The sequence below is a fragment of the Streptomyces sp. NPDC101181 genome, from assembly GCF_044767975.1.
In the GTDB taxonomy this organism is placed as follows: domain Bacteria; phylum Actinomycetota; class Actinomycetes; order Streptomycetales; family Streptomycetaceae; genus Streptomyces.
The window spans coordinates 77,025-95,657 of sequence record NZ_JBIWOX010000015.1 but is presented as its reverse complement, the minus strand read 5'-3'; the positions used below and the strand labels follow the sequence as shown (position 1 = coordinate 95,657).

The 18,633-nt window shown below is 72.8% G+C and carries 13 protein-coding genes; 2 read left to right on the top strand and 11 right to left on the bottom strand.

The window, feature by feature from the left end; all coding sequences use genetic code 11:
• Positions 1–89: 89 nt before the first annotated feature.
• The 4 genes from ACIRRU_RS21885 to ACIRRU_RS21870 all read right to left on the bottom strand — a co-directional run bounded on the left by ACIRRU_RS21885 (position 90) and on the right by ACIRRU_RS21870 (position 5,392).
• Complete coding sequence (locus ACIRRU_RS21885) at positions 90–2,114, bottom strand: acyl-CoA dehydrogenase (RefSeq protein ID WP_403683052.1); 2,025 nt, start codon at positions 2,112–2,114, stop codon at positions 90–92.
• Positions 2,115–2,175: 61 nt separating this feature from the next.
• The gene (locus ACIRRU_RS21880) at positions 2,176–3,432 is read right to left on the bottom strand and encodes a beta-ketoacyl-[acyl-carrier-protein] synthase family protein (protein WP_403683050.1); all 1,257 of its coding nucleotides are present in this window, start codon (positions 3,430–3,432) and stop codon (positions 2,176–2,178) included.
• The gene (locus tag ACIRRU_RS21875; RefSeq protein ID WP_403683048.1) at positions 3,416–4,609 is read right to left on the bottom strand and encodes a beta-ketoacyl-ACP synthase 3; all 1,194 of its coding nucleotides are present in this window, start codon (positions 4,607–4,609) and stop codon (positions 3,416–3,418) included. The genes ACIRRU_RS21880 and ACIRRU_RS21875 overlap by 17 nt, the downstream gene beginning before the upstream one ends.
• Positions 4,610–4,822: 213 nt before the next feature.
• The gene (locus tag ACIRRU_RS21870) at positions 4,823–5,392 is read right to left on the bottom strand and encodes a PadR family transcriptional regulator (protein ID WP_403683047.1); all 570 of its coding nucleotides are present in this window, start codon (positions 5,390–5,392) and stop codon (positions 4,823–4,825) included.
• A gap of 164 nt (positions 5,393–5,556) precedes the next feature.
• Between ACIRRU_RS21870 and ACIRRU_RS21865 the strand changes: the two genes are divergently transcribed.
• The gene (locus ACIRRU_RS21865; protein WP_403683045.1) at positions 5,557–5,979 is read left to right on the top strand and encodes a nuclear transport factor 2 family protein; all 423 of its coding nucleotides are present in this window, start codon (positions 5,557–5,559) and stop codon (positions 5,977–5,979) included.
• Between the two features lie 45 nt (positions 5,980–6,024).
• On the opposite strand, the gene ACIRRU_RS21860 is transcribed toward ACIRRU_RS21865, so the two are convergent.
• Positions 6,025–6,897, bottom strand: a complete 873-nt coding sequence (locus tag ACIRRU_RS21860) for an ABC transporter substrate-binding protein (RefSeq protein ID WP_403683042.1) — start codon at positions 6,895–6,897, stop codon at positions 6,025–6,027.
• Between the two features lie 229 nt (positions 6,898–7,126).
• Here ACIRRU_RS21860 and ACIRRU_RS21855 point away from each other — a divergent pair, with 229 nt between their 5' ends.
• Positions 7,127–7,981 carry a M12 family metallo-peptidase gene (locus ACIRRU_RS21855; RefSeq protein ID WP_403683039.1) on the top strand — a complete coding sequence of 285 codons (855 nt, stop codon included), beginning with the start codon at positions 7,127–7,129 and terminating at the stop codon, positions 7,979–7,981.
• A gap of 46 nt (positions 7,982–8,027) precedes the next feature.
• On the opposite strand, the gene ACIRRU_RS21850 is transcribed toward ACIRRU_RS21855, so the two are convergent.
• From ACIRRU_RS21850 to ACIRRU_RS21825, 6 genes are all read right to left on the bottom strand, one after another.
• Positions 8,028–9,047: a YihY/virulence factor BrkB family protein gene (locus ACIRRU_RS21850; protein ID WP_403683037.1), complete on the bottom strand. Its 1,020-nt coding sequence runs from the start codon at positions 9,045–9,047 to the stop codon at positions 8,028–8,030.
• 136 nt (positions 9,048–9,183) lie between these two features.
• On the bottom strand, positions 9,184–10,191 hold the full coding sequence (locus ACIRRU_RS21845) for a LacI family DNA-binding transcriptional regulator (RefSeq protein WP_403683034.1): 1,008 nt from the start codon (positions 10,189–10,191) through the stop codon (positions 9,184–9,186).
• Between the two features lie 120 nt (positions 10,192–10,311).
• A complete protein-coding gene (locus tag ACIRRU_RS21840; protein ID WP_403683031.1) occupies positions 10,312–14,601 on the bottom strand; it encodes a discoidin domain-containing protein in 4,290 nt (1,429 codons plus the stop codon).
• A 244-nt stretch (positions 14,602–14,845) separates the two neighbouring features.
• A complete protein-coding gene (locus ACIRRU_RS21835; RefSeq protein WP_403683028.1) occupies positions 14,846–16,036 on the bottom strand; it encodes a S8 family peptidase in 1,191 nt (396 codons plus the stop codon).
• A gap of 100 nt (positions 16,037–16,136) precedes the next feature.
• On the bottom strand, positions 16,137–17,255 hold the full coding sequence (locus ACIRRU_RS21830) for a type III polyketide synthase (protein ID WP_363203702.1): 1,119 nt from the start codon (positions 17,253–17,255) through the stop codon (positions 16,137–16,139).
• A 50-nt stretch (positions 17,256–17,305) separates the two neighbouring features.
• A complete protein-coding gene (locus tag ACIRRU_RS21825; RefSeq protein ID WP_403683023.1) occupies positions 17,306–18,541 on the bottom strand; it encodes a cytochrome P450 in 1,236 nt (411 codons plus the stop codon).
• Positions 18,542–18,633: the final 92 nt, after the last annotated feature.

Genomic DNA, 18,633 nt, shown 5'->3' with positions numbered 1-18,633 from the left:
CCTCTTCCTCTGGCTGTCATCGGCGTCTTGGGGACGGCGGGCCGACGTCACGGACCCACCGCCGATTTAACTGGAGGATGGGATTCCGGTTACGTCTTCGGGCGAACCGATTCGTCTGCGCTCACCTGCGGCTTCTCGAACCACCGGGAGAGCACGGAGGCCGTTCCCCAGTACGCGAACAGGACTCCGCGAGCGCCGAGCGCCGCCACCTTCCGGCGCAGCGGCCGCCTCCGGCTGCCGCAGACGGGCCGCCGGAACTCCCCGGCGCGCCCGGTGAGCCCGCTCCTGCGGCCCCGGTGCCAGCCGCCCCCGGGGTCGTCGTAGGCGGCCGCGTAACCGGGTCCGGCGATCGGCCAGTCCGACATCAGCCGCTCCGGCAGCGCGAAGGACTCCACCAGGGCGGGAGTGTGCCGGGCCACCGCCGCCACCGCGTCCTCCACCGCGTCGGGCAGGAAGGTGACCTGATCGGCGGTCAGCCGTCCGGTGGCGAGCAGGTCGCCGCTGTTGCGCTCGATCCACCGCAGCGCGAACAGCCGCCGGAGTTCGGCGAGTCGCTCGCGCGCGGGGCCCTGCGGCAGGGACGCCACGGCCTGGGCGAACGCCACGCCCGCCTGTCGGCAGCCGTATGCCTCGACCCCGCGCAGGGCGGCCGGGGAGGCGGCGTTCCAGCGGCCGAGCGGGTCACCGGGCGGGGCATCGCCCATCCGCTTCCGGGCGCGGGCGAACCAGCGGTCCTCGACGGCCGCGAGCAGCCGGTCCAGGAAGGCGGGGTCGTCGAGGTCGCCGGGCTCCTCGTCGGGCGTCGCTTCCCGGGCGGTGGCGCTGAAGAGCATCTCGGCGGCGGCCTTGGCGTGTACGGCGAGGTTGTCGCCCTCGGCGGTGATGGCTCCCTCGATGCCGGTGAACAACTCGGTCATCCCGTTGTTCTCCAGCAGCCCCTGCGCCCCGCACCGCTCCCGGCACTCGACGATGACCTCACGCGCCCGCCAGGTGATCCACCCCTTGGCGACGGCCACCAGCCGCTCCGCCTCGTCCCGGTCGGCCTCCGGGGCCGACTCCCAGCGCTCCAGCGCCCGGCGGTGCAGCAGGCTCATCGCGAAGACGGTCGCCATCGCGTCGGCGAGCGGCCCGTGGTGGGTGCGGTGGGCGTAGACGGGGACGCGCTGGGAGGCACGCGGTCCGGAGATCGTGCGGTGGCCGGCGTAGCGGACGGCGATGGCCAGGGTGACCCGGGCGGAGCCGACCGCGCAGGCGCTCATGGAGAGCTTGCCGGGGGTGACCCGGCCGATGGAGGCGAGGAACCGCCTTCTGCGGTTGGCCTGTTCGCTGGTGAAGCGGCCGTCCTCGCCGATCCTCCCCTGTGCTCCGGCGAGCAGCGCCTCGCGCGGGAGGACGTACCGGTCGAAGGAGGTCAGACAGTGGTCCACCGGCGAGCCCATCCGGGCGGGCAGCCGCCGCACCCGTACGCCGGGCAGCGGGCGGACCTCGTCGGTGAGGGGGGTGAGGAAGAGGAAGACTCCGTGGTCGGCGCCGTCGACGAGCAGCCGGGCGGCCACCACACCGGACTTGGGGCCGCCCGCGGGGCTGGTGTTGGGCATGAATTTCTGCGCCCCGGCGTGCGGGGTGTCCAGGACGAAGCAGTCCCGCTCCCGGTCCCAGGTCGCGGTCGTCTCGACGGCCGCCGCGTCGTTGCCGTGCGCCACCTCCGTACAGAGGAAGGTCCCCACGCGGCGCAGCGTGAGGAAGTCCGACAGGTCGCGCAGGGTGGCGGTGTCGTGGTCGAGGAGGCTGCCGAGGAAGAGGTTGTAGTGGATGCCGGCGACGGTGGTCAGCGCCGGGTCGACCGGGCCGAGCCATTCGTGCAGGGCGGCCAGCGCCCGGGGGTCCGCCGCCAGCCTCGCGCCGTTGTCCAGCGCGTTGTTGAGGATGCGCAGGCGGTGGTAGGCGAGCGCGAGGCGTTCGTCGGGGGTGCCGCCGCCGGGGCGGCGAAACGGTTCTGTTGTGAGCAGTCGTCGCCAGAACCCGTGTTCCTGGCGGAAGTTCGGGCCGAAGAGCACACCGGTGAGCTGGTCGTTCATGGACGGCGGGGCCGCGTCGTTCGTGGTTACGGTCACGATATGAGAACGATCAAGGAACGGCGAGGACACCCCTCGCCGTCCCAAACAGCCATACGGATCAAGCGCGTTGGAAGGCCAGCGCGACGTTGTGGCCGCCGAAGCCGAAGGAGTGGCTCACCGCCCTGCGGACGGGGTGGGGGCGGGCCTCCTTCCGTACGCAGTCGAGCGGGAACGCTTCGGGGAGCGCGTCCAGGTTGGCGATGGGCGGGATGACGGAACGTTCCAGCGTGAGGACCGTCGCCACCGCCTCGATGGCGCCCGCCGCCGCCAGGGTGTGCCCGACGACGCCCTTGGGCGCGGTCACCGGCGGGCGGTGCGGGAAGAGCCGGGAGATGAGGGTGGTCTCCATGGCGTCGTTGAGCGGGGTGGAGGTCCCGTGGGCGTTGACGTGGTCGACCTCCTCGGGTGCCCAGCCCGCCTGGTCCAGAGCGGCCTCGACGGCCCGCTGGGCTCCCTGCCCGTCGGGGGCCGGGGCGGTGGGGTGGTGGGCGTCCGTGCTGGATCCGGCCCCGGTGAGCAGGGCGCGCGGGCGGCCGCCGCGGGCGCGGGCCGTCTCCGCCCGTTCCAGGACGAGCATGGCCGCGCCCTCTCCGATGACGAAGCCGTCCCGGTCGGCGGCGAACGGCCGGGAGGCGGCGGCCGGGTCTCCGGCGCGGGTGGACAGCGCGCCCATCCGGGCGAAGGCGGTGACCACCAGCGGGGTCAGCACCGATTCGGCGCCGCCCGCCACCACCACGTCGCAGCTGCCGCCGAGCAGCAGGTCACGGGCGACCGCGACAGCCGTGGCCCCGGAGGCGCAGGCGGTGGCGGGGGCGAGACTGGGGCCGCCCGCCTTGAGCGCGATGGCGACCTCGCCCGCCGCCGCGTTGGGGATCATCATCGGCACGAGCAGCGGGGAGACCGCGTCGGGGCCCGAGGCGGTCAGCTTCGCGGCGTTGTCCACCAGCACCGAGACTCCGCCGACGCCGACGCCGAGGACCACCCCGACCCGGGTGCCGTCCCACACCGCGGGGTCGAGTCCGGCGTCGGCGACGGCCTGCCGGGCGGCCACCAGCGCCAGCTTCACGAACCGGGCCATCCGCCACACGGACCGGCCGCCCACCGCCGCGTCCAGGTCGACGCCGTCGACCGGACAGGCGAAGTCGACCGGCAGCCCGGCCAGTTCCTCGCACCGCCGGGCGGCGGACCGCCCGGCGCACAGCCCCTGCCAGAAGCTGTGCTCGTCCGCCCCCGCGGGTGTCACCAGACCGACCCCCGTCACCGCGATCGCGGTGCCGGCTCCGGCCCTGGTGCCCTGATCAGCGGGCTGAGACATGCTGTGTTCCTTCCGTCGTGTCCGTGGAGTTCGTGTCTGTGCGGTTCATGTCCGTGGAGTTCGTGGCCGTGGAGTTCGTGGCCGTGCGGTTCGTGTTCGGGGTCCCCGGCCACCGCAGGGCCGCCGACCCCCAGGTCAGTCCGCCCCCGAACGCGGTGAGCAGCACCCGGTCGCCGCCCCGGAGCACCCCCCGGCCCGCCGCGTCCGCCAGGGCGAGGGGGATGGAGGCGGCGCCGGTGTTGCCGACCCGCTCCACCTGGGTGACACAGCGCTGTGGCGCGATGCCGACCCGGTCCGCGACCGCGCTCAGGATGCGGGCGTTGGCCTGGTGGGGCACGAAGCGGTCGACGTCGCCCGGGTCCCACCCGATCCGGTCCAGCAGAGCCCGGCAGGAGCCGGTCATCCGCTCCACCGCGTGCTGGTAGACGGTGCTGCCCCGCATCCGGAAGTACGCGTCGCGCGGTTCCGGCGGTCTACCCCCGGCCCGCGCGCGGGACCCGCCGCCGGGGACGGTGATCAGGTCGTAGCCGGTGCCGTCGCTGCCCAGGTCGAAGGCGAGCAGTTCGCCCGGGTCGCCGACCCGTCCGGCGGCCACCAGCGCCGCGCCCGCCCCGTCGCCGAAGACGACTCCCGCCGAGCGGTCGTCCGGGTCGAGCCAGGTCGAGTAGACGTCGGCGCCGACCAGCAGGACCCGCTCGAAGAGGCCGGAGGCGACGAGCCCGTGGCTGACGGCCAGTCCGTAGACGAAGCCGCTGCACACGGCGGCGATGTCCAGGGCGGGCAGGGTCCCGAGCCCGAGCCGGGCGGCGAGGGCGGGGGCGGTGCCGGGGCAGGGGTGGTCGGGGGTGGCGGTGGCGAGGAGCACCGCGTCGACCGCACCGGTTGCCGGGGCGTCGGCCAGCAGCCGGGAGGCGGCCTCGTAGGCGAGGTCGCCGGTGGCGACGTCGGGTCCGGCGCGGTGTCTGCTGCCGATGCCGGTGCGGCGGCGGACCCAGGCGTCGTCCACACCCCAGTCGGCCGGGAGCCGGTCGTTGCCCACCGGCTCCCCCGGCACCCAGCCCGCCACGCTCTCCAGGACCGCCGTGCGCGCCCCGGCCGCCGGGACGGCGCACCGCTCCCCCGGCCGCGCACCGCCGTCGGCCGTCCGTCCTCCCGCCGCCCGCTGCCCCGTGTCCACCCGCTGCCCCGCTCCCGTTGTCGTACCGCATCCGGTTGACGAACGGTGGAACGTCTCACGAGGGTGCGTTCGACTGAGCCGAACGGGTGCTGATGCAGGGTCAGTTACGGCCGAGCGCCGCCCGGAGCCCGGCGGCGTCGGGCGGCTTCGCCCCGCTCGGGACACGGCCCGGTGGCCGGGGACCGGTGCGGCGATGGGCCGGGAAGAGGCGGCTCAGGACCCCTCTCCCGCCTCCTGCCGGGCCCGGAGCACCGCCGCCACCTCACGGCACCAGTCGCGGTTGGCCCGTTCGAAGTCCAGGCCCCGGCGGCAGGTGAGGTAGGGACCCACGCGCGCGCCGCGCAGCAGGAACTCCGCCTCGTCCAGGTCGCCCCGCATGACGCGCAGCAGCTCCTCGAACGAGGCGGCCTTCTCGTCGGCGAAGGCGGCCCGCTCCAGGAGCCGCCGGATCAGGACCCCGGGGTCGAGGTGGTCGGCCGCCTGCACCTTGACCAGCAGGTCGTCCCGGAGGAAGGAGGGCTTGGCGGCGTCGGCCGCGAACCGCTCCAGCTCGGCCAGCCCCTGGTCGGTCACCCGGAACAGGCGCTTGTTGGGCCGCGCCTCCTGGACGACCTCGCGCCCGGCCACCAGGCTCTCCTTCTCCAGCTTGGCCAGCTCCGCGTAGACCTGCTGCGGCCGTGCGTGCCAGAAGTTCGCGACGCCCACGGCGAAGGCCTTGGTCACCTGATAGCCGCTCAGTTCCTCGTCGAGCAGCGCCGCCAGCACCGCGTGGCGCAACGCCATCGAGCCGTCCCCCTCCCGCGTCCCCGAACCCTCGTCCGGACACCCCTGTCCAGAACACCGGCCTCATGATAGTCATGAAACTGACTAGTCACTTATCTGACGGTGCGGCGCGCCTCGGCACGGCGGCGCGCCCCACGAGGACGCACCTCACCCAGGGAGGGCACATGACCACCGCGGACCGCTTCCGAGCCGCCGTCGAGAACAACGACCTCGGCGCGCTGGACGACCTGTTCACCGAGGACGTCCGGTTCTACAGCCCGGTGAAGTTCACGCCGTTCGAGGGCAGGCCGATGGTGCTGGGCCTCTTCGGCGTCCTGCTGCGCACCTTCGAGGACTTCCGCTACATCGGTGACTTCACCGGCTCCTCGCAGACCAGCGCCGACGGGGCCGAGGCCCCGTCGGCGGTGCTGCTCTTCCGGGCGACCGTGGACGGCCGGGAGATCCACGGCATCGACCTGCTGCACCTGGACGAGGACGGGCGGATCAAAGAGTTCACCGTGATGGTGCGACCGCTGTCCGCCGTCCGGACGCTGAGCGAGGCCGTGCTCGCCGGTCTGGTCGCCGACGGACTCGTCCCCGCCCCGTAGGCACCCGCCGCCGGAGAGGCACCCGCCGCGCGCGGTCGCGGTGGGTCACCGTCCCCGAGCCGCCTCCAGGGCGTCCGCGACCAGGCCCAGGAAGCGGGCGTGGTCGCGGGGGCCGTAGAGCGGCTCCGGGTTCCAGGGGACGACGGGGGCGGAGGCGGCGTCGCCGCCCCGCAGTTCGTCGAGCGATCCGGCGTGGGCCCGGATGTCGGTCAGGACCACCTCGGGGCGCAGCGCGAAGGTGTCCGACCGGTCGAGGGTGGACCAGTTCGCTCCGGGGCCTTCGGCCGGTTCGACGAGCCGGACGCCCAGCTCGGTCAGGACCCGCAGCTCCGGCCACATCCGGGGGCGGGCGACGTGCGCCTGGTCGGGCCCGGCCGGGGACAGGGCGAGCACCCGGGGCGCGTCCCCGGAGGTGGCGGCGACGACCGCGCGCAGCCGCTCCCGGGCGGCGTCCAGGTCGCGGTCGGCGTCCGCGCGGCCCGGCGCGCCGAGCGAGCGCGCCAGTTCGGCGAACCGGTCGCCGATCTCGGCGAACGTACGGGCCTGGCTGACGTCGATGACGACGACCGGGACCCGCTCCTCCAGCGGCTTGGCGGTCTCCGGGGCGAGCCCGTAGACGTGGCCGCCGCCGTAGCTGACGGCCACCACGAGGTCCGGCCGAAGGGCCAGCAGTTCCTCCACCCCGAGGCCGCTGCCCGCTCCGGCGTACGCGACCGCGTCGAGCGGGAGCGTCCCGGTCTTGGCCCGGTCGGGCTCCGGTCCGTCGTGGTCGGAGCCGAAGATTCCGGCGGGCCGGACGCCAAGGTCCCACAGGGTGGCCCCGGCCTGGACATAGGCGAGCACCCGCCGCGGCGGCCGGGGTGCCGCCGACTGCTGACCCCGGTCGTCGGAGAACCGCCATTCGCTCTGTTCCGTCACGTCACACACGCCCCTCTGCCGGCCGACTGCCGTCCTGCTCGTCCGAGTTCGTACACGTGTACCTGCCCATCTCGTCACCGCCACACCCCTCTGGCCAGGGAACGGGCGGCGGCCGCCCGGCATCGGGCACGACGGGCGCCCGCGGTCACACAGTGTTAGAAAGAGGACACCTTCGGTCAGTCGGGCGGTGCCCCGGTCCGACCCCTCGCGGACGGAGTCGACTCTTCCCATGCGCCCGATCCTCCTCAAGGCGGCCCTGACCGCCGTCATCGGCACGGCGCTCTGCGCGGCCGCCGCGTGCGCCCCCGCCCCGGCGCCGCCCCGCCCGGCGGCGGGAGCGGCCGGGGCGGCCGCGTCGGCGCGCTGTCCCGTGGTCGACGTGCTGGCGGTCTACACCCCCGAGGCGGCGCGGCGGGTCGGTGGCGCGCACCGGGTGCCCGCCTCCGCCCAGCGGATCGCGACGCGGATGAACCGCTCCCTGGCGGCGGGCGGGCTCTGCGGCGTCATCCGGATCGTCCACCCCTACACGGCCTCCGACTACCGGGGTTCGCAGGAGTTCCGGGCCGCGTACGCGGTCCTCAAGGACCATGGGACGGCGGGGCTCGGGCGGGACGTGCACGAGCGGCGGGCACGGTACGGCGCGGACCTGGTCACGCTCGTCGTGGACCGGCCGGAGCGGGGCGGCGGGACGGCGGACTACGCGCCCGCGCTCGACTCCACCACGGACGAGTACGCCTACGCGGTCGTCGACGTCGACGGCATCGAGCTGGACTCGGCCAGCCACGAGATCGGCCACAACCTGGGCCTCGCCCACGACCGTACGACGCTGGCGGGCGACGCGGGCGGATCGATGGACGTGAGCCGGACCCGTCCGTACAACACCGGCTGGATCACCGCGGACGGGAACCACTACACGATCATGGCCTACCGGGCGGCGTGCGGTGACCACTGCCGGCGGATCAGCCGGTTCTCCAGCGCGACGGGCACCTGGAACGGGCACCGGCTGGGGGACGCGTCGAACGACGGCGTCCGGGTGCTGGGCGAGACCATGCCGATCGTCGCCGGATACCGCGACCGGCCCTGACGGGCCGCCCCGCACCTCGGCGGACGCCCGTCGGAGCCGGGGGTTCTCACTCGTCGGCGGTGACCCGCTCCGGCGCCGTCCGCCCCTCACCCGGGCTCCCGGCCCCGGCTGCACCTTCGTCCCGCTCCTCGTCCGTGCCCCGGCCTTCGTCGGCCGCGCCTCGGACCGTGTCCGGCTGCCTGCCCCGGGCCCGGTCCAGTTCGACGTTGAACTGGGCGCCGGACAGCAAGGCGAGGTTGGCGAACCAGACCCAGATCAGGAAGACGACGAGCCCGGCGAGCGAGCCGTAGAGCCTGCTGTAGCTGCCGATCTGGGTCGCGTAGAGCGCGAAACCGCCTGAGGCGACGAGCCACAGGAAGGCGGCCAGCACCCCACCGGGCAGGCCGCGGCGGAATCCGCGGGCCGGGCGCGGTCCGGTACGGAAGAGGACCATGATCAGGCAGGCCACGAGGCAAAGCAGGAGCGGCCATTTGAGAGCCGCCCAGAGCGTCGCCCCCTCGTGCGGCAGCCCGACCCGGCGGCCGAGCCAGCGGGCCAGCGGCCCGGTCATGACCAGGGCGAACGCGCTGGTCATCAGAAGTACGAGCAGCCCGATCGCGGAGGCGACGATGATGTGCGCCTTGCGGAGCGCCGGGCGGGTGTCCTGTACGCCGTGCATGGCGTGCATCGCCCGCCGGAACACCGCGAGATAGCTGCACGCCGACCAGACGGCGCTGACGCTGCCGGTCGCGACGAGCAGCCAGACGGCGGCGCGCTCCTGGGTGGCCGCCTCCAGGGGGCGGCGCAGCGCCTCGCCGGACTCGGCGGGGGCGAAGGCCGTGATGTCGGTGATCAGGGCCTGGGTGGCGTCGGGGTTGGCCAGTCCGATCACCGAGACAGTGACCAGGAGCGCGGGGAGCAGCGCGAGGATGGCGTAGTACGTCAGGGCGGCGGCCCAGTCGGAGACGTCGTCGTTCCACAGCGAGACCGGAGTGCGGCGCAAGGCTGTGAGCCAGCGGCGCGGTCGGGCGGTGCGACCGGCGGCGGGGGTGATGCTGTCCGCGGCTGCGGCGGTCTGGGTGGTCACGCTGGTTACTCCGGGGACGGGGACGGAAGCGGGGGGTGCGGCGGGTCCCTTCCCTGTCCTGGACGCGCCGAACACTCTCGATCCTCTCCTGCCACGCCCACGCCGGAGGCACACCCCCCGGATCACGGCGGGCGGCTCAGCGAGGCGCCTTCGCGGTGGACCCCCGCACCACCAGCTCCGGCTCGAACAGCAGCTCGTCCGGGGCGACCGATCCCCCCTGGATGCCCGCGCAGAGCAGTTCGACGGCGGCCCGGCCCATCGCCTCGATGGGCTGGCGGATGGTGGTGAGCGGGGGTTCGGTGCAGTTCATGAACGCCGAGTCGTCGTAGCCGACGACGGAGATGTCCGACGGCACCCCCAGTCCACGTCTGCGGGCGGCCCGGACCGCGCCGAGCGCCAGGGGGTCGCTGGCGCAGATGACGCCGGTGACTCCCCGTTCCAGCAGCCGGGCGGCGGCCGCCTGGCCGCCCTCCAGCGAGAACATCGCCCGTTCGATGTGCGCGTCGGGCAGCGTGGTGCCGGTGGTGGCGGCGACGGAGCGGGCCGCGGCGAGCTTGCGGCGGGAGGGCACGTGGTCGGCGGGGCCCATCACCAGGCCGATGCGCTCGTGTCCGAGGGAGGCCAGGTGGCGCCAGGCGCGCTCGATGGCGACGGCGTCGTCGCAGGAGACGCAGGGGAAGTCCAGGCCTTCGATGGGGGCGTTGACCAGCACGACCGGGATGCGGCGTTCGGCGAGCCGGTGGTAGTGCTCGTGGGCCTCGTCGGCCTGGGCGAACAGGCCGCCCGCGAAGACCACTCCGGAGACCTGCTGCTGGAGCAGGAGGTCCACGTAGTCCGCCTCGGAGACACCGCCCTTGGTCTGGGTGCACAGGACCGGGGTGAGGCCCTGCTGGGCGAGGGCTCCGCCGATGACCTCGGCGAAGGCGGGGAAGATCGGGTTCTGCAACTCGGGCAGGACGAGGCCGACGAGCCGGGCACGCTCGCCGCGCAGCTGGGTGGGCCGCTCGTAGCCGAGCACGTCCAGGGCCGTCAGCACGGACTGCCGGGTGGTGCGGGACACCCCTGGTTTGCCGTTGAGCACCCGGCTCACCGTGGCCTCGCTGACCCCGACCTTCTTGGCAACCTGGGCGAGTCGTCGCGTCATGCCGCAAGGCTAACGCAAAGACCGCAAGCAATTGACGCAGGGATGCAAGGAGTTCACACAGTGGGGGCACTTCCCGGACTTCGGGAAGTGCCCCCACGCGTCTTTCCGTCGGCCCGCTCCCTACGGGTTGACGTTGATCTTGAAGGTGGAGGTGGTGTTCCGGATGTCCACGGCGTTGCCGCTGAGCCTCAGACCGTTGAAGGTGACCTCACCGACCGGGGGCCCCTGGCCCGCCTCCGGCATCTCGTTGGCCCAGAGGCCGAAGCCGGACTTGGCGTCGAAGGCGTCGCCGCTCTTGCGCGCACCCGAGACGGAGATGTCGGTGAGCACGGTGTCCTTGATCGGGAACTGGGGCTGTCCGCCGACGTAGTTGGTCTGGAACATGATGCCGCTGTACGTCGGATCGACGATGTCCACATCGGAGATCCGGATGCCCTGGAACACCTTGGACGCCGAGAACAGCCAGATCCCGGGGAAGGTCTGCGCTCCCCAGAAGTGACCGCCCGCGCGCACGATCGAGACGTTCTCGATCCTCGTCGGCGCGGTCCCGAAGCCGTTCATCGGGTAGCCGAAGTCCAGGGAACTGACCGTGATCCCGGAGTAGACCAGGGTGTCGGCGATGTGGATGTTGCGGAAGGTGTTGTCGTACCCGCCGTAGACGGCGACGCCCGCCGCGCGCCAGGTGAGGATCGAGGTCAGGTTCTCGTAGACGTTGTTCTTCATGTCCGCTCCCCCGGCGTCGATCGCCGAGAAGAGCGCGAAGCTGTCGTCCCCGGTGGCCCGCGCCTCGACGTTGGTGACGAGGTTGTCGGTGGAGCCGTTGGTCATGTTGACGCCGTCGGCGAACATGTTGCGGATACGGGAGTTCTTGATGGTGACGCGGTCGGTGTTGGCGCCCCAGTAGAGGCACACCATGTGCTCGTTCCAGATGTTGTCGATGACGATGTCCGACACGTTGGAGAAGTCGAAGACCTTGCCGGGCCCGTCGATCCGGGACGTGTAGTTGCCGAAGTAGGCGAAGTTCGCGAACGAGGACCCCTTGGCACTGGCGTCGGCCCGGAAGCCGACGTCGGTGTTGTCCTGCGTGGACGGGGCGTTGAACCGGGTGTACCAGGGCCCCGCGCCCGCTACCTTGACGGCCTTGCCGTAGACCTGGAACTTGCTCGCCGTGCTGTACTCCCCCGCCGGCAGGTAGACGCCCACCAGCGCGCCGGTGGTGTCCATGCGCACCTTGTCCAGGGCGTTCTGGACGTCCTGGTGGGTGAATCCGGCCGGGACCGCGTAGCGGGCGGGGTCCGGGTTGGCGAGCGGCGCGACCTGCTCCAGGCTGATGAAGTCGATCGCGTACGTGGTGGTGTTGGCCGCGTCCTTCTGGAGCCGGATCTTCGACCCCGCCGGGACGGTCTTCCCCAGCATGACGTTCGCCTCGTCGTAGATGTGCCGGGGCGCTCCGGAGCCCGGGGAGTTGCCGGGCGCGGCCTCGTTCCCGTACAGCCAGGCGTACCGGGAGGTGAGGTCGACCGCCTTGAGGAAGGCGCCGTCCACATAGACGTTCAGCGTGGAGTCGATGCCTCCGCCGCCCGGGGCGTCGGGGATGGAGAAGCGGGTCACCAGGGTGTTGGTGGCGGCCCGGGTGGTGAACTCCACCGAGTCGCCCGTGTTGTCGAGGGTCACGGCCCTGCGCCCGGATGCCTCACCCGCGATGTCCCCGACGGTGCGGTTGGGGCCCACCGTCCGGGCGCCGCCGCCGGTGGTGCCGTCCTCCGCCTCGTACATGTCGTACGGCATGTTGGCGCCGCGGCCGACGAAGAGCGCCTGCGTGGAGGTGTTGTTCTCCCGCTTGACCGGGAGTTCGTTGGCGTCGGCCGCGATCACGGTCCGCAGGGTGTAGGAGCCGTTGGCCGCGGTCCAGTTGCCCAGGGAGACGGGTGCGGTGGTGGCGCCCGCGGCGATGACCCCGTTGTGGGCGCCGGTGAGGGTCTTCACCGTGGCGCCCTTGCTGTCGACGAGCGCCAGCGTGATGCCGTGGGCGCCGCCGGCCGACGCCGCCGTGCCCTGGTTCCTGAGGGCCACCCGGAAGGTGACGGTGTCGCCCGCGGCCGGGGCGGAGGGCGAGGTGGTGACCGCGGCGGCCACCAGGTCGGAGCTGGAGACCGGCTTGACGACGAGCGGGGAGGGGCTGGTGTAGGTGTTGTTGGTCTCGTTCTGCTCGATGATCTCGTTCGCCGGGTCGATGACCGCGCTCAGCTCGTAACTGCCCGCTTCGCGGGTGCCGATGGACGCGCTGACCTGGGTGGAGGCGCCCGACGCGAGAGCGCCGACCGCGACGGTGGCGACCTTGGTGGACCCCAGCCGCAGTTCGGCCCTGCCTGCGGGTGCGGCCAGCGCCCCGGTGTTGCGGACGGTCGCGGTCAGGGTCACCGCGTCCGTCTCGACCGGGGCGGCGGGCGCGGCGGTGAGGGCGGTGACCTGGAGGTCGGGGTTGGCCGCCGGTGCGCCGAGTACCTGGAACTCCGCGACCTGACCGGCCCCGGAGCCGCTGTTGGCGGTGAACTTCAGCTGGACGTCGGCGACGCGCGCGGTGACCGGGATGGTGACCGTGTTGCCGGTCGCGGGGCTGAACGCGTAATCCTTCGGGGCGGCCAGGGAGGTGAAGGAGGACGCGCTCTGCTCGCGGCCGAGGACCTCGATCCGCTGGGTGCGCGGCCCCCAGGCCGGGTCGGGGCTGAGCTTGAGGACGACGCTCGTGGTGTCGGCGTTGGAGCCCAGCTTCACGGTGAGCGTGTTCGGATAACTGCCTCCCGCCCCTTCCCAGTAGGTGGCGGTGCTGTTGTCGTTGGCGTTCTCCGCGGCGTAGGTGTGGACGACGGAGGAGGCGGTGATCGGCTTGTCCACGGCGAGGTTGGACGCGGAGCCGCTCTGTCCGTTGCGGGTGACGGTGTTGCTGTCGCCGGAGACGTTGCCCGCCGCGTCCTTGGCCCGTACGACGTAGCTGACGGTCGTGGCGGCGGGCTGGGTGTCGGTGTACGTCAGGACGTCGCCCGCGACGCTGCCGCGCAGCACGTTGTTGGCGTAGATGTCGTAGCCGGTGACGCCCTTGTCGTCGGCCGAGGCCCGCCAGGTGAGCTTCACCGAGCCGCCGGAGGGCTCGGTGTACGCCAGCGCGGAGGGGGCTGTGGGGGCCTGGGTGTCGCCGGTGGAACCGGAGCGGGTGACGGTGTCGCTGTCGGGCGAGACGTTGCCCGCGGCGTCCTTGGCCCGCACGAAGTAGCTGACGCGCTGCCCGGCCGGGCGGGTGTCGGTGTACGTGGTGACATCACCCGCGACGCTGGTCAGCAGCGAGTTGTTCGCGTAGATGTCGTACCCGGTGACGCCCTTGTCGTCGGTGGACGCCTTCCAGGTCAGCCGGATCTGGCCGGTGGCGGGCTCGGTGAACGCCAGTGCGGTCGGCGCGGTGGGGGCCCGGGTGTCGCCGGCGGTGGGTCCGTAGACCTCCAGTTCGGCCAGCTGGGCCGCCGGGGCCGCGGTGTTGGCGGTGAACAGGACGCGGACGTGGCGCACGGTCGTGGCGTCGAAGGTGATCGTCGCGGACTGTCCGCCCGCCGCGTCGAAGCGGTGGGCCCTGGCGGCGGTGAGGTCGGTGAAGTCGCTTCCGTTGACGCTGCCCTGGAGCTTCAGCGTCTGGCTGCGCGCGGCCCAGCCGTCGGGGAGCCGCAGCACCACCCGGTCCACGCCGAGCGAGGCGCCGAGGTCGGCCTGGATCCACTGCGGGAACTGGTCCTCCCGGCTCGCCCAGTAGCTGTCCCGGTTTCCGTCGTTGGCCTGGGCCGGGGTCCGGGCGGCGCCGCTGCTGCTCGCGGTGAGGGTCTTGCCCGCCGCGAGGTCGGTGGAGGACTGCCCGGCCGAGCGGACCTCCAGTTCGGAGAGCTGGGCGGCGGACCATCCGCTGTTGGCGGTGATGTGGACGCGGACGAAGCGGGTCAGAGTGGCCGGGAAGGCGAGAGTGACCTCGTTCGCCGCCCCCGGGGCGAAGGTGTAGGTGGCGGAGTTCTTCAGGGTCGCGAAGCTGGTGCCGTCGGCGCTGCCCTGGAGGGACAGGGTCTGGGTGCGGGTCTCCCAGCCCGCCGGGAGCGTCAGCTTCACCTCGTCGACGCGGGCTCCGGTGCCCAGATCCGCCTGGACCCACTGGGGCAGCCCGCCGGGCGCGCTCTCCCAGTAGGTCGAGCGGTTGCCGTCGGTGATGTTGGCGGCGGGGTACTCGGCGTGGGCGCTGCTCGCGGCCGCGGCCCGGCCCGCGGCGAGGTTGGGGCCGTCGGCCGCCGCGGCGGTGAGCGACGGCCATCCGATCAGCAGAAGACTGGTTGCGACGAGGGCGGATATCGCCTGCCGTCGCCAACGTAGGGCTCTCATTGGTTCCCCGATCTTCGGCCTCGGCGCGGGACGCACCGAGGGCGCGGCTCAGTCACCGCAGCCAGGGAACATGCATTTGTGCACTCACTGCGGCGTGTTTTGCGTTGTGCCGTCAGAGAGTTGCAGAGAAATGAGAGACCGTCCACAGTTCCGGCAACGTCGCCGGGCCGTGCGGCAGCCCGCGGGGCCGGGGAGCGAGGGAGTGCCAGGCGGTCCGCCGCTCACCGGCCCCGGCGGCGCGCGGTCAGAGACCGCCGGTGTACAGCAGCCGGTCCGGCGAGCCCTGGCCGAGTCCGGAGAGCACGTCCGGGGTGGCCGTGCCGGTCAGCCAGCGCGCCACGGCGGCGGGCGAGGCGGACGGGTTCTCCTGCTTGTAGAGGGCGGCGACCCCGGCGATGTGCGGGCTGGCCATGGAGGTGCCGTTCAGCGACTCGGTGCCGCCGCCGAGACGGGCGGAGACGATGTCGGCGCCGGGGGCGTACAGCGCGAGGCAGGAGCCCCAGTTGCTGAACGCGGTCTCCCGGTCCTGCCGGTCGCTCGCCCCCACCGTGACCACGCCGTCGGCGGCGGCCGGGGAGACGTCGCAGGCGTCGCGGTCGTCGTTGCCCGCGGCCACGACGGGCAGAACGCCCGCGTCGGCGACCGCCTCGACGGCCGCGTCGACCGCTCGGGAACGGGCCCCGCCGAGCGAGGCGTTGAGCACGGCGGGGGTGTCGCCGCTCGCGGCGTCCTCGGCGGCCCAGTCGAACCCGGCGAGGATGCCCGCCCAGGTGCCCCGGCCCCGGCAGTCCAGGACCCGGACGTTGACCAGCGAGGCGTCCTCGGCCACCCCGGAGACGGCGCCGCCCGCGGTGCCCGCGACATGGGTGCCGTGCCCGTTGCAGTCCATGCCGTCGCGGCCGTCCCCCACGGAGTCGTAGCCGTTCACCACCCGGCCGCCGAACTCGCTGTGCGCGGCGTCGATCCCGGTGTCGACGACGTACACCTTGACGCCCCGGCCGGTGGCCGTCGTGGTGAAGGTGTCGTCCAGCGGCAGGGTGCGCTGGTCGATGCGGTCGGTGCCCCAGCCGGCCGCGGGCGCCCTCAGGAGGCTTCCCGCCCGGGGCGCCTCCACGGCCACTTCGGCGTTCTCCTCGACGGCGAGCACGCCGGGGACGGTGCGCACCGCTTCGAGTTCGGTGGCGGTGAGTGTGGCGGCGAAGCCGTGCAGGGCGTTCCCGTACGTGAACATCGGGCTGAGCCCGAACTCCTTGAGGACGGTGTCCGGCGAGAGTTCGGGCTTCAGGGTGACGATGTACTGCCCGGGCACGGCCCGGGTTGACTTCTCCACCGGGACCCCTCGCGGCCCGGTGTCGGCGCTGGCCGACGCGGGGGCGGCCAGCAGCGGGGCGATCAGGAGCAGGGTGGCCGTGGCCCATCGGACGGGCAGGCGCATACGTTCTCCTCGGGTAGCGTGATCCGCTCATGGATCGGGTGCGTTCGCGAAGTGCGAACACCCGTTCCTTCGTCCCCGTGCGCCGCGCGCCTTAGCGGTTTCAGCCGGACAGCGCAACGCCCGGCGTCAGCTCCAGCCGCTCCAGATCGCGCTCCACGTCCGCCCGGGGGTCGTTCAGCGCCCAGCTGCCGACGGCCACCTCGGCGGTGATGCCGGGCCCGAATCCGGCGATCATGCCCTGCGCCGACTCGGCCGCCCCGCCGTCGTCGAAGAGCCGGGCGAGTGCGTCGAAGACGACGGAGCTGGCGATGTTGCCGCGTTCGGTGAGGGTGGCCCGGCTGTAGCGGAACATCTCCATCGGCAGGTCGAGGTAGCGGCAGAGGTCGTCCAGGATGCGCGGACCGCCCGCGTGGATGATGAAGAAGTCCATGGCCGGGACGGTCCAGCCGTGCAGGTCGACCAGGTTCTGGAGCACCGGGGCCAGCATCTCCATGGTGCCGGGGACCCGCTTGTCGAGCAGGAAGTGGAACCCGGTGTCACGGACCGCGTAGGAGATCCAGTCCTCGGTGCCGGGCACCAGGTGCGAGCCGTTGCGCTCCAGGCGCATACCGGTGCCGCCCTCGCCCCGGACGACGGCGGCCGAGATGGCGTCCCCGAACAGCCCGTTGGAGAGGAGGGAACCGACGCCGATGTCGGTCGGCTGGTAGCAGAGCGAGCAGAACTCGCAGGAGACGATGAGGACGTTGGACCCGGGGTAGGCACGGCAGAAGTCGTGGGCCCGGTTGATCGCCGCACCGCCCGCCGCGCAGCCGAGCTGCGCGATGGGCAGCTGTCTGGTCTCGGGGCGGAAGCCCATGGTGTTGATGAGCCAGGCGGTCAGCGAGGGCATCATGAAGCCCGTGCAGGAGACGTAGACGATCAGGTCGATGTCGGACGCCTCGGTCGCGGCGTTGGCCAGCGCCCGCCGGACGACGTCGGGGACCCGGCGCTTGGCCTCGGTCTCGTACACCTGGTTGCGGGCCTCGAAGCCGGGGTGCTTCAGGGTCTCCTCGATGGGCCGTACCAGGTGCCGGGTCTGGACCCCGGTGTTCTGGATGAGCCGCAGCACGAGGTCGCGCTGAGGGTGCCCGTGGTGGGTCTCCCGCGCCAGCTCCAGGGTCTGCTGCATCGTGATGACGTTCTCGGGCACAGCGATGGCCGGTCGGCACAGGGTCGCCATGGGTTCTCCTCGTCTCGGGAAGCGGGGGCTCTGGTCGCCGGAGGCCCCGGTCACCAGGCGACGGGCAGGGCGAGCGGGTAGCGCCAGATGGACGTCGTGTTCCACTCGACGTCCTCGGGCGGCGCGTCCAGCCGCAGGCCGGGGAAGCGGGTCAGCAAGGTGGCGAAGGCCACCTCCAGCTCCATGACGGCGAGCGGCGCGCCCAGGCAGTGGTGGGCTCCCCAGCCGAACGTCATGTGCGGGATGGAGGGCCGGCCGGGGTCCAGCTCGTCGGGGCGGTCGAACTTGGCGGCGTCCCGGTTGGCCGTCAGGTAGGACACGTGCACCACGTCCCCGGCGCGGATCAGGACCCCGCCGAGCTCGACGTCCTCGGTGGCGACGCGCGGGATGCCGACGCCCTTGCGGAAGGGGATGTACCGCAGCAGCTCGTCCAGGGTGCGGGGCAGCCGCTCGGGGTGCGACCGCAGGCCATCCAGCAGGGCGGGTCGGGTCAGCAGGGTGTAGGCGATGTTGCCGAGCTGGTAGGTGGTGGTGTCCTGACCGGTGATGAGCAGGACCATGGCCATGACGGTCAGCTCGTCGTCGTCGAGGAGTTCGGCGCCGTCCCGGGCGGTGGCCAGGGTGCTGATGAGGTCCTCGCCCGGCGAGCGGCGCCGGTCGGCGGTCAGTTCCTTGAAGTAGCCGCGCAGTTCGCCCTTGGCGCGGACCGCGTCCTCCTTGCCCGCGGCCCCCACGGTCATCATCGTCATGGCGTGGGCGCGGAGCCAGGGCCGGTCGGCCTCGGGGATGCCGAGCGCCTCGCAGATGGTGATCAGCGGCAGCGGCGCGGCGACGCGGGCCACGAAGTCGGCCGGGGACCCGGCGTCCGCCATCTCGTCGAGCAGGCGGTCCACGACCCGCTGGGTGCCGGGAAGCATCTGCTCGACGCGGCGCGGGGTGAAGCTCTTGGCGACCAGGCTGCGCAGGCGGCTGCTGGCGGGCGGGTCCATCAGGTTGATGGACTCGGCCTGGACGATCGGCTCGGGGGTCATCCGGGGGAAGTCCCGTCCGAGGACGGCGCTGCGGCTGAAGCGCCGGTCCGTGGTGACCGTGCGGACGTCCTCGTACCGGGTGACCAGCCAGGCCTCGCCCTCGCCGTACGCCATCCGGATACGGGAGACCGGCTCCTCGGTGAGCAGCTGCCTGAGCTGGGGGTCGAACTCCAGTTGCCGGGCGTAGTCGAACGGGCAGGTCCGTACGGACTCGTCGTCCGGGGCCGGGGTGTCCTTGAGCGAGGTGTTCTCCATCGGAGTTCTCCCAACGACCGCTTCGAGAAGGAGGGGTGCCGGTCCGGGACCGGGGCCGGACCCTGCCTGTGTCCCCCCTCGGCTCACGAAAC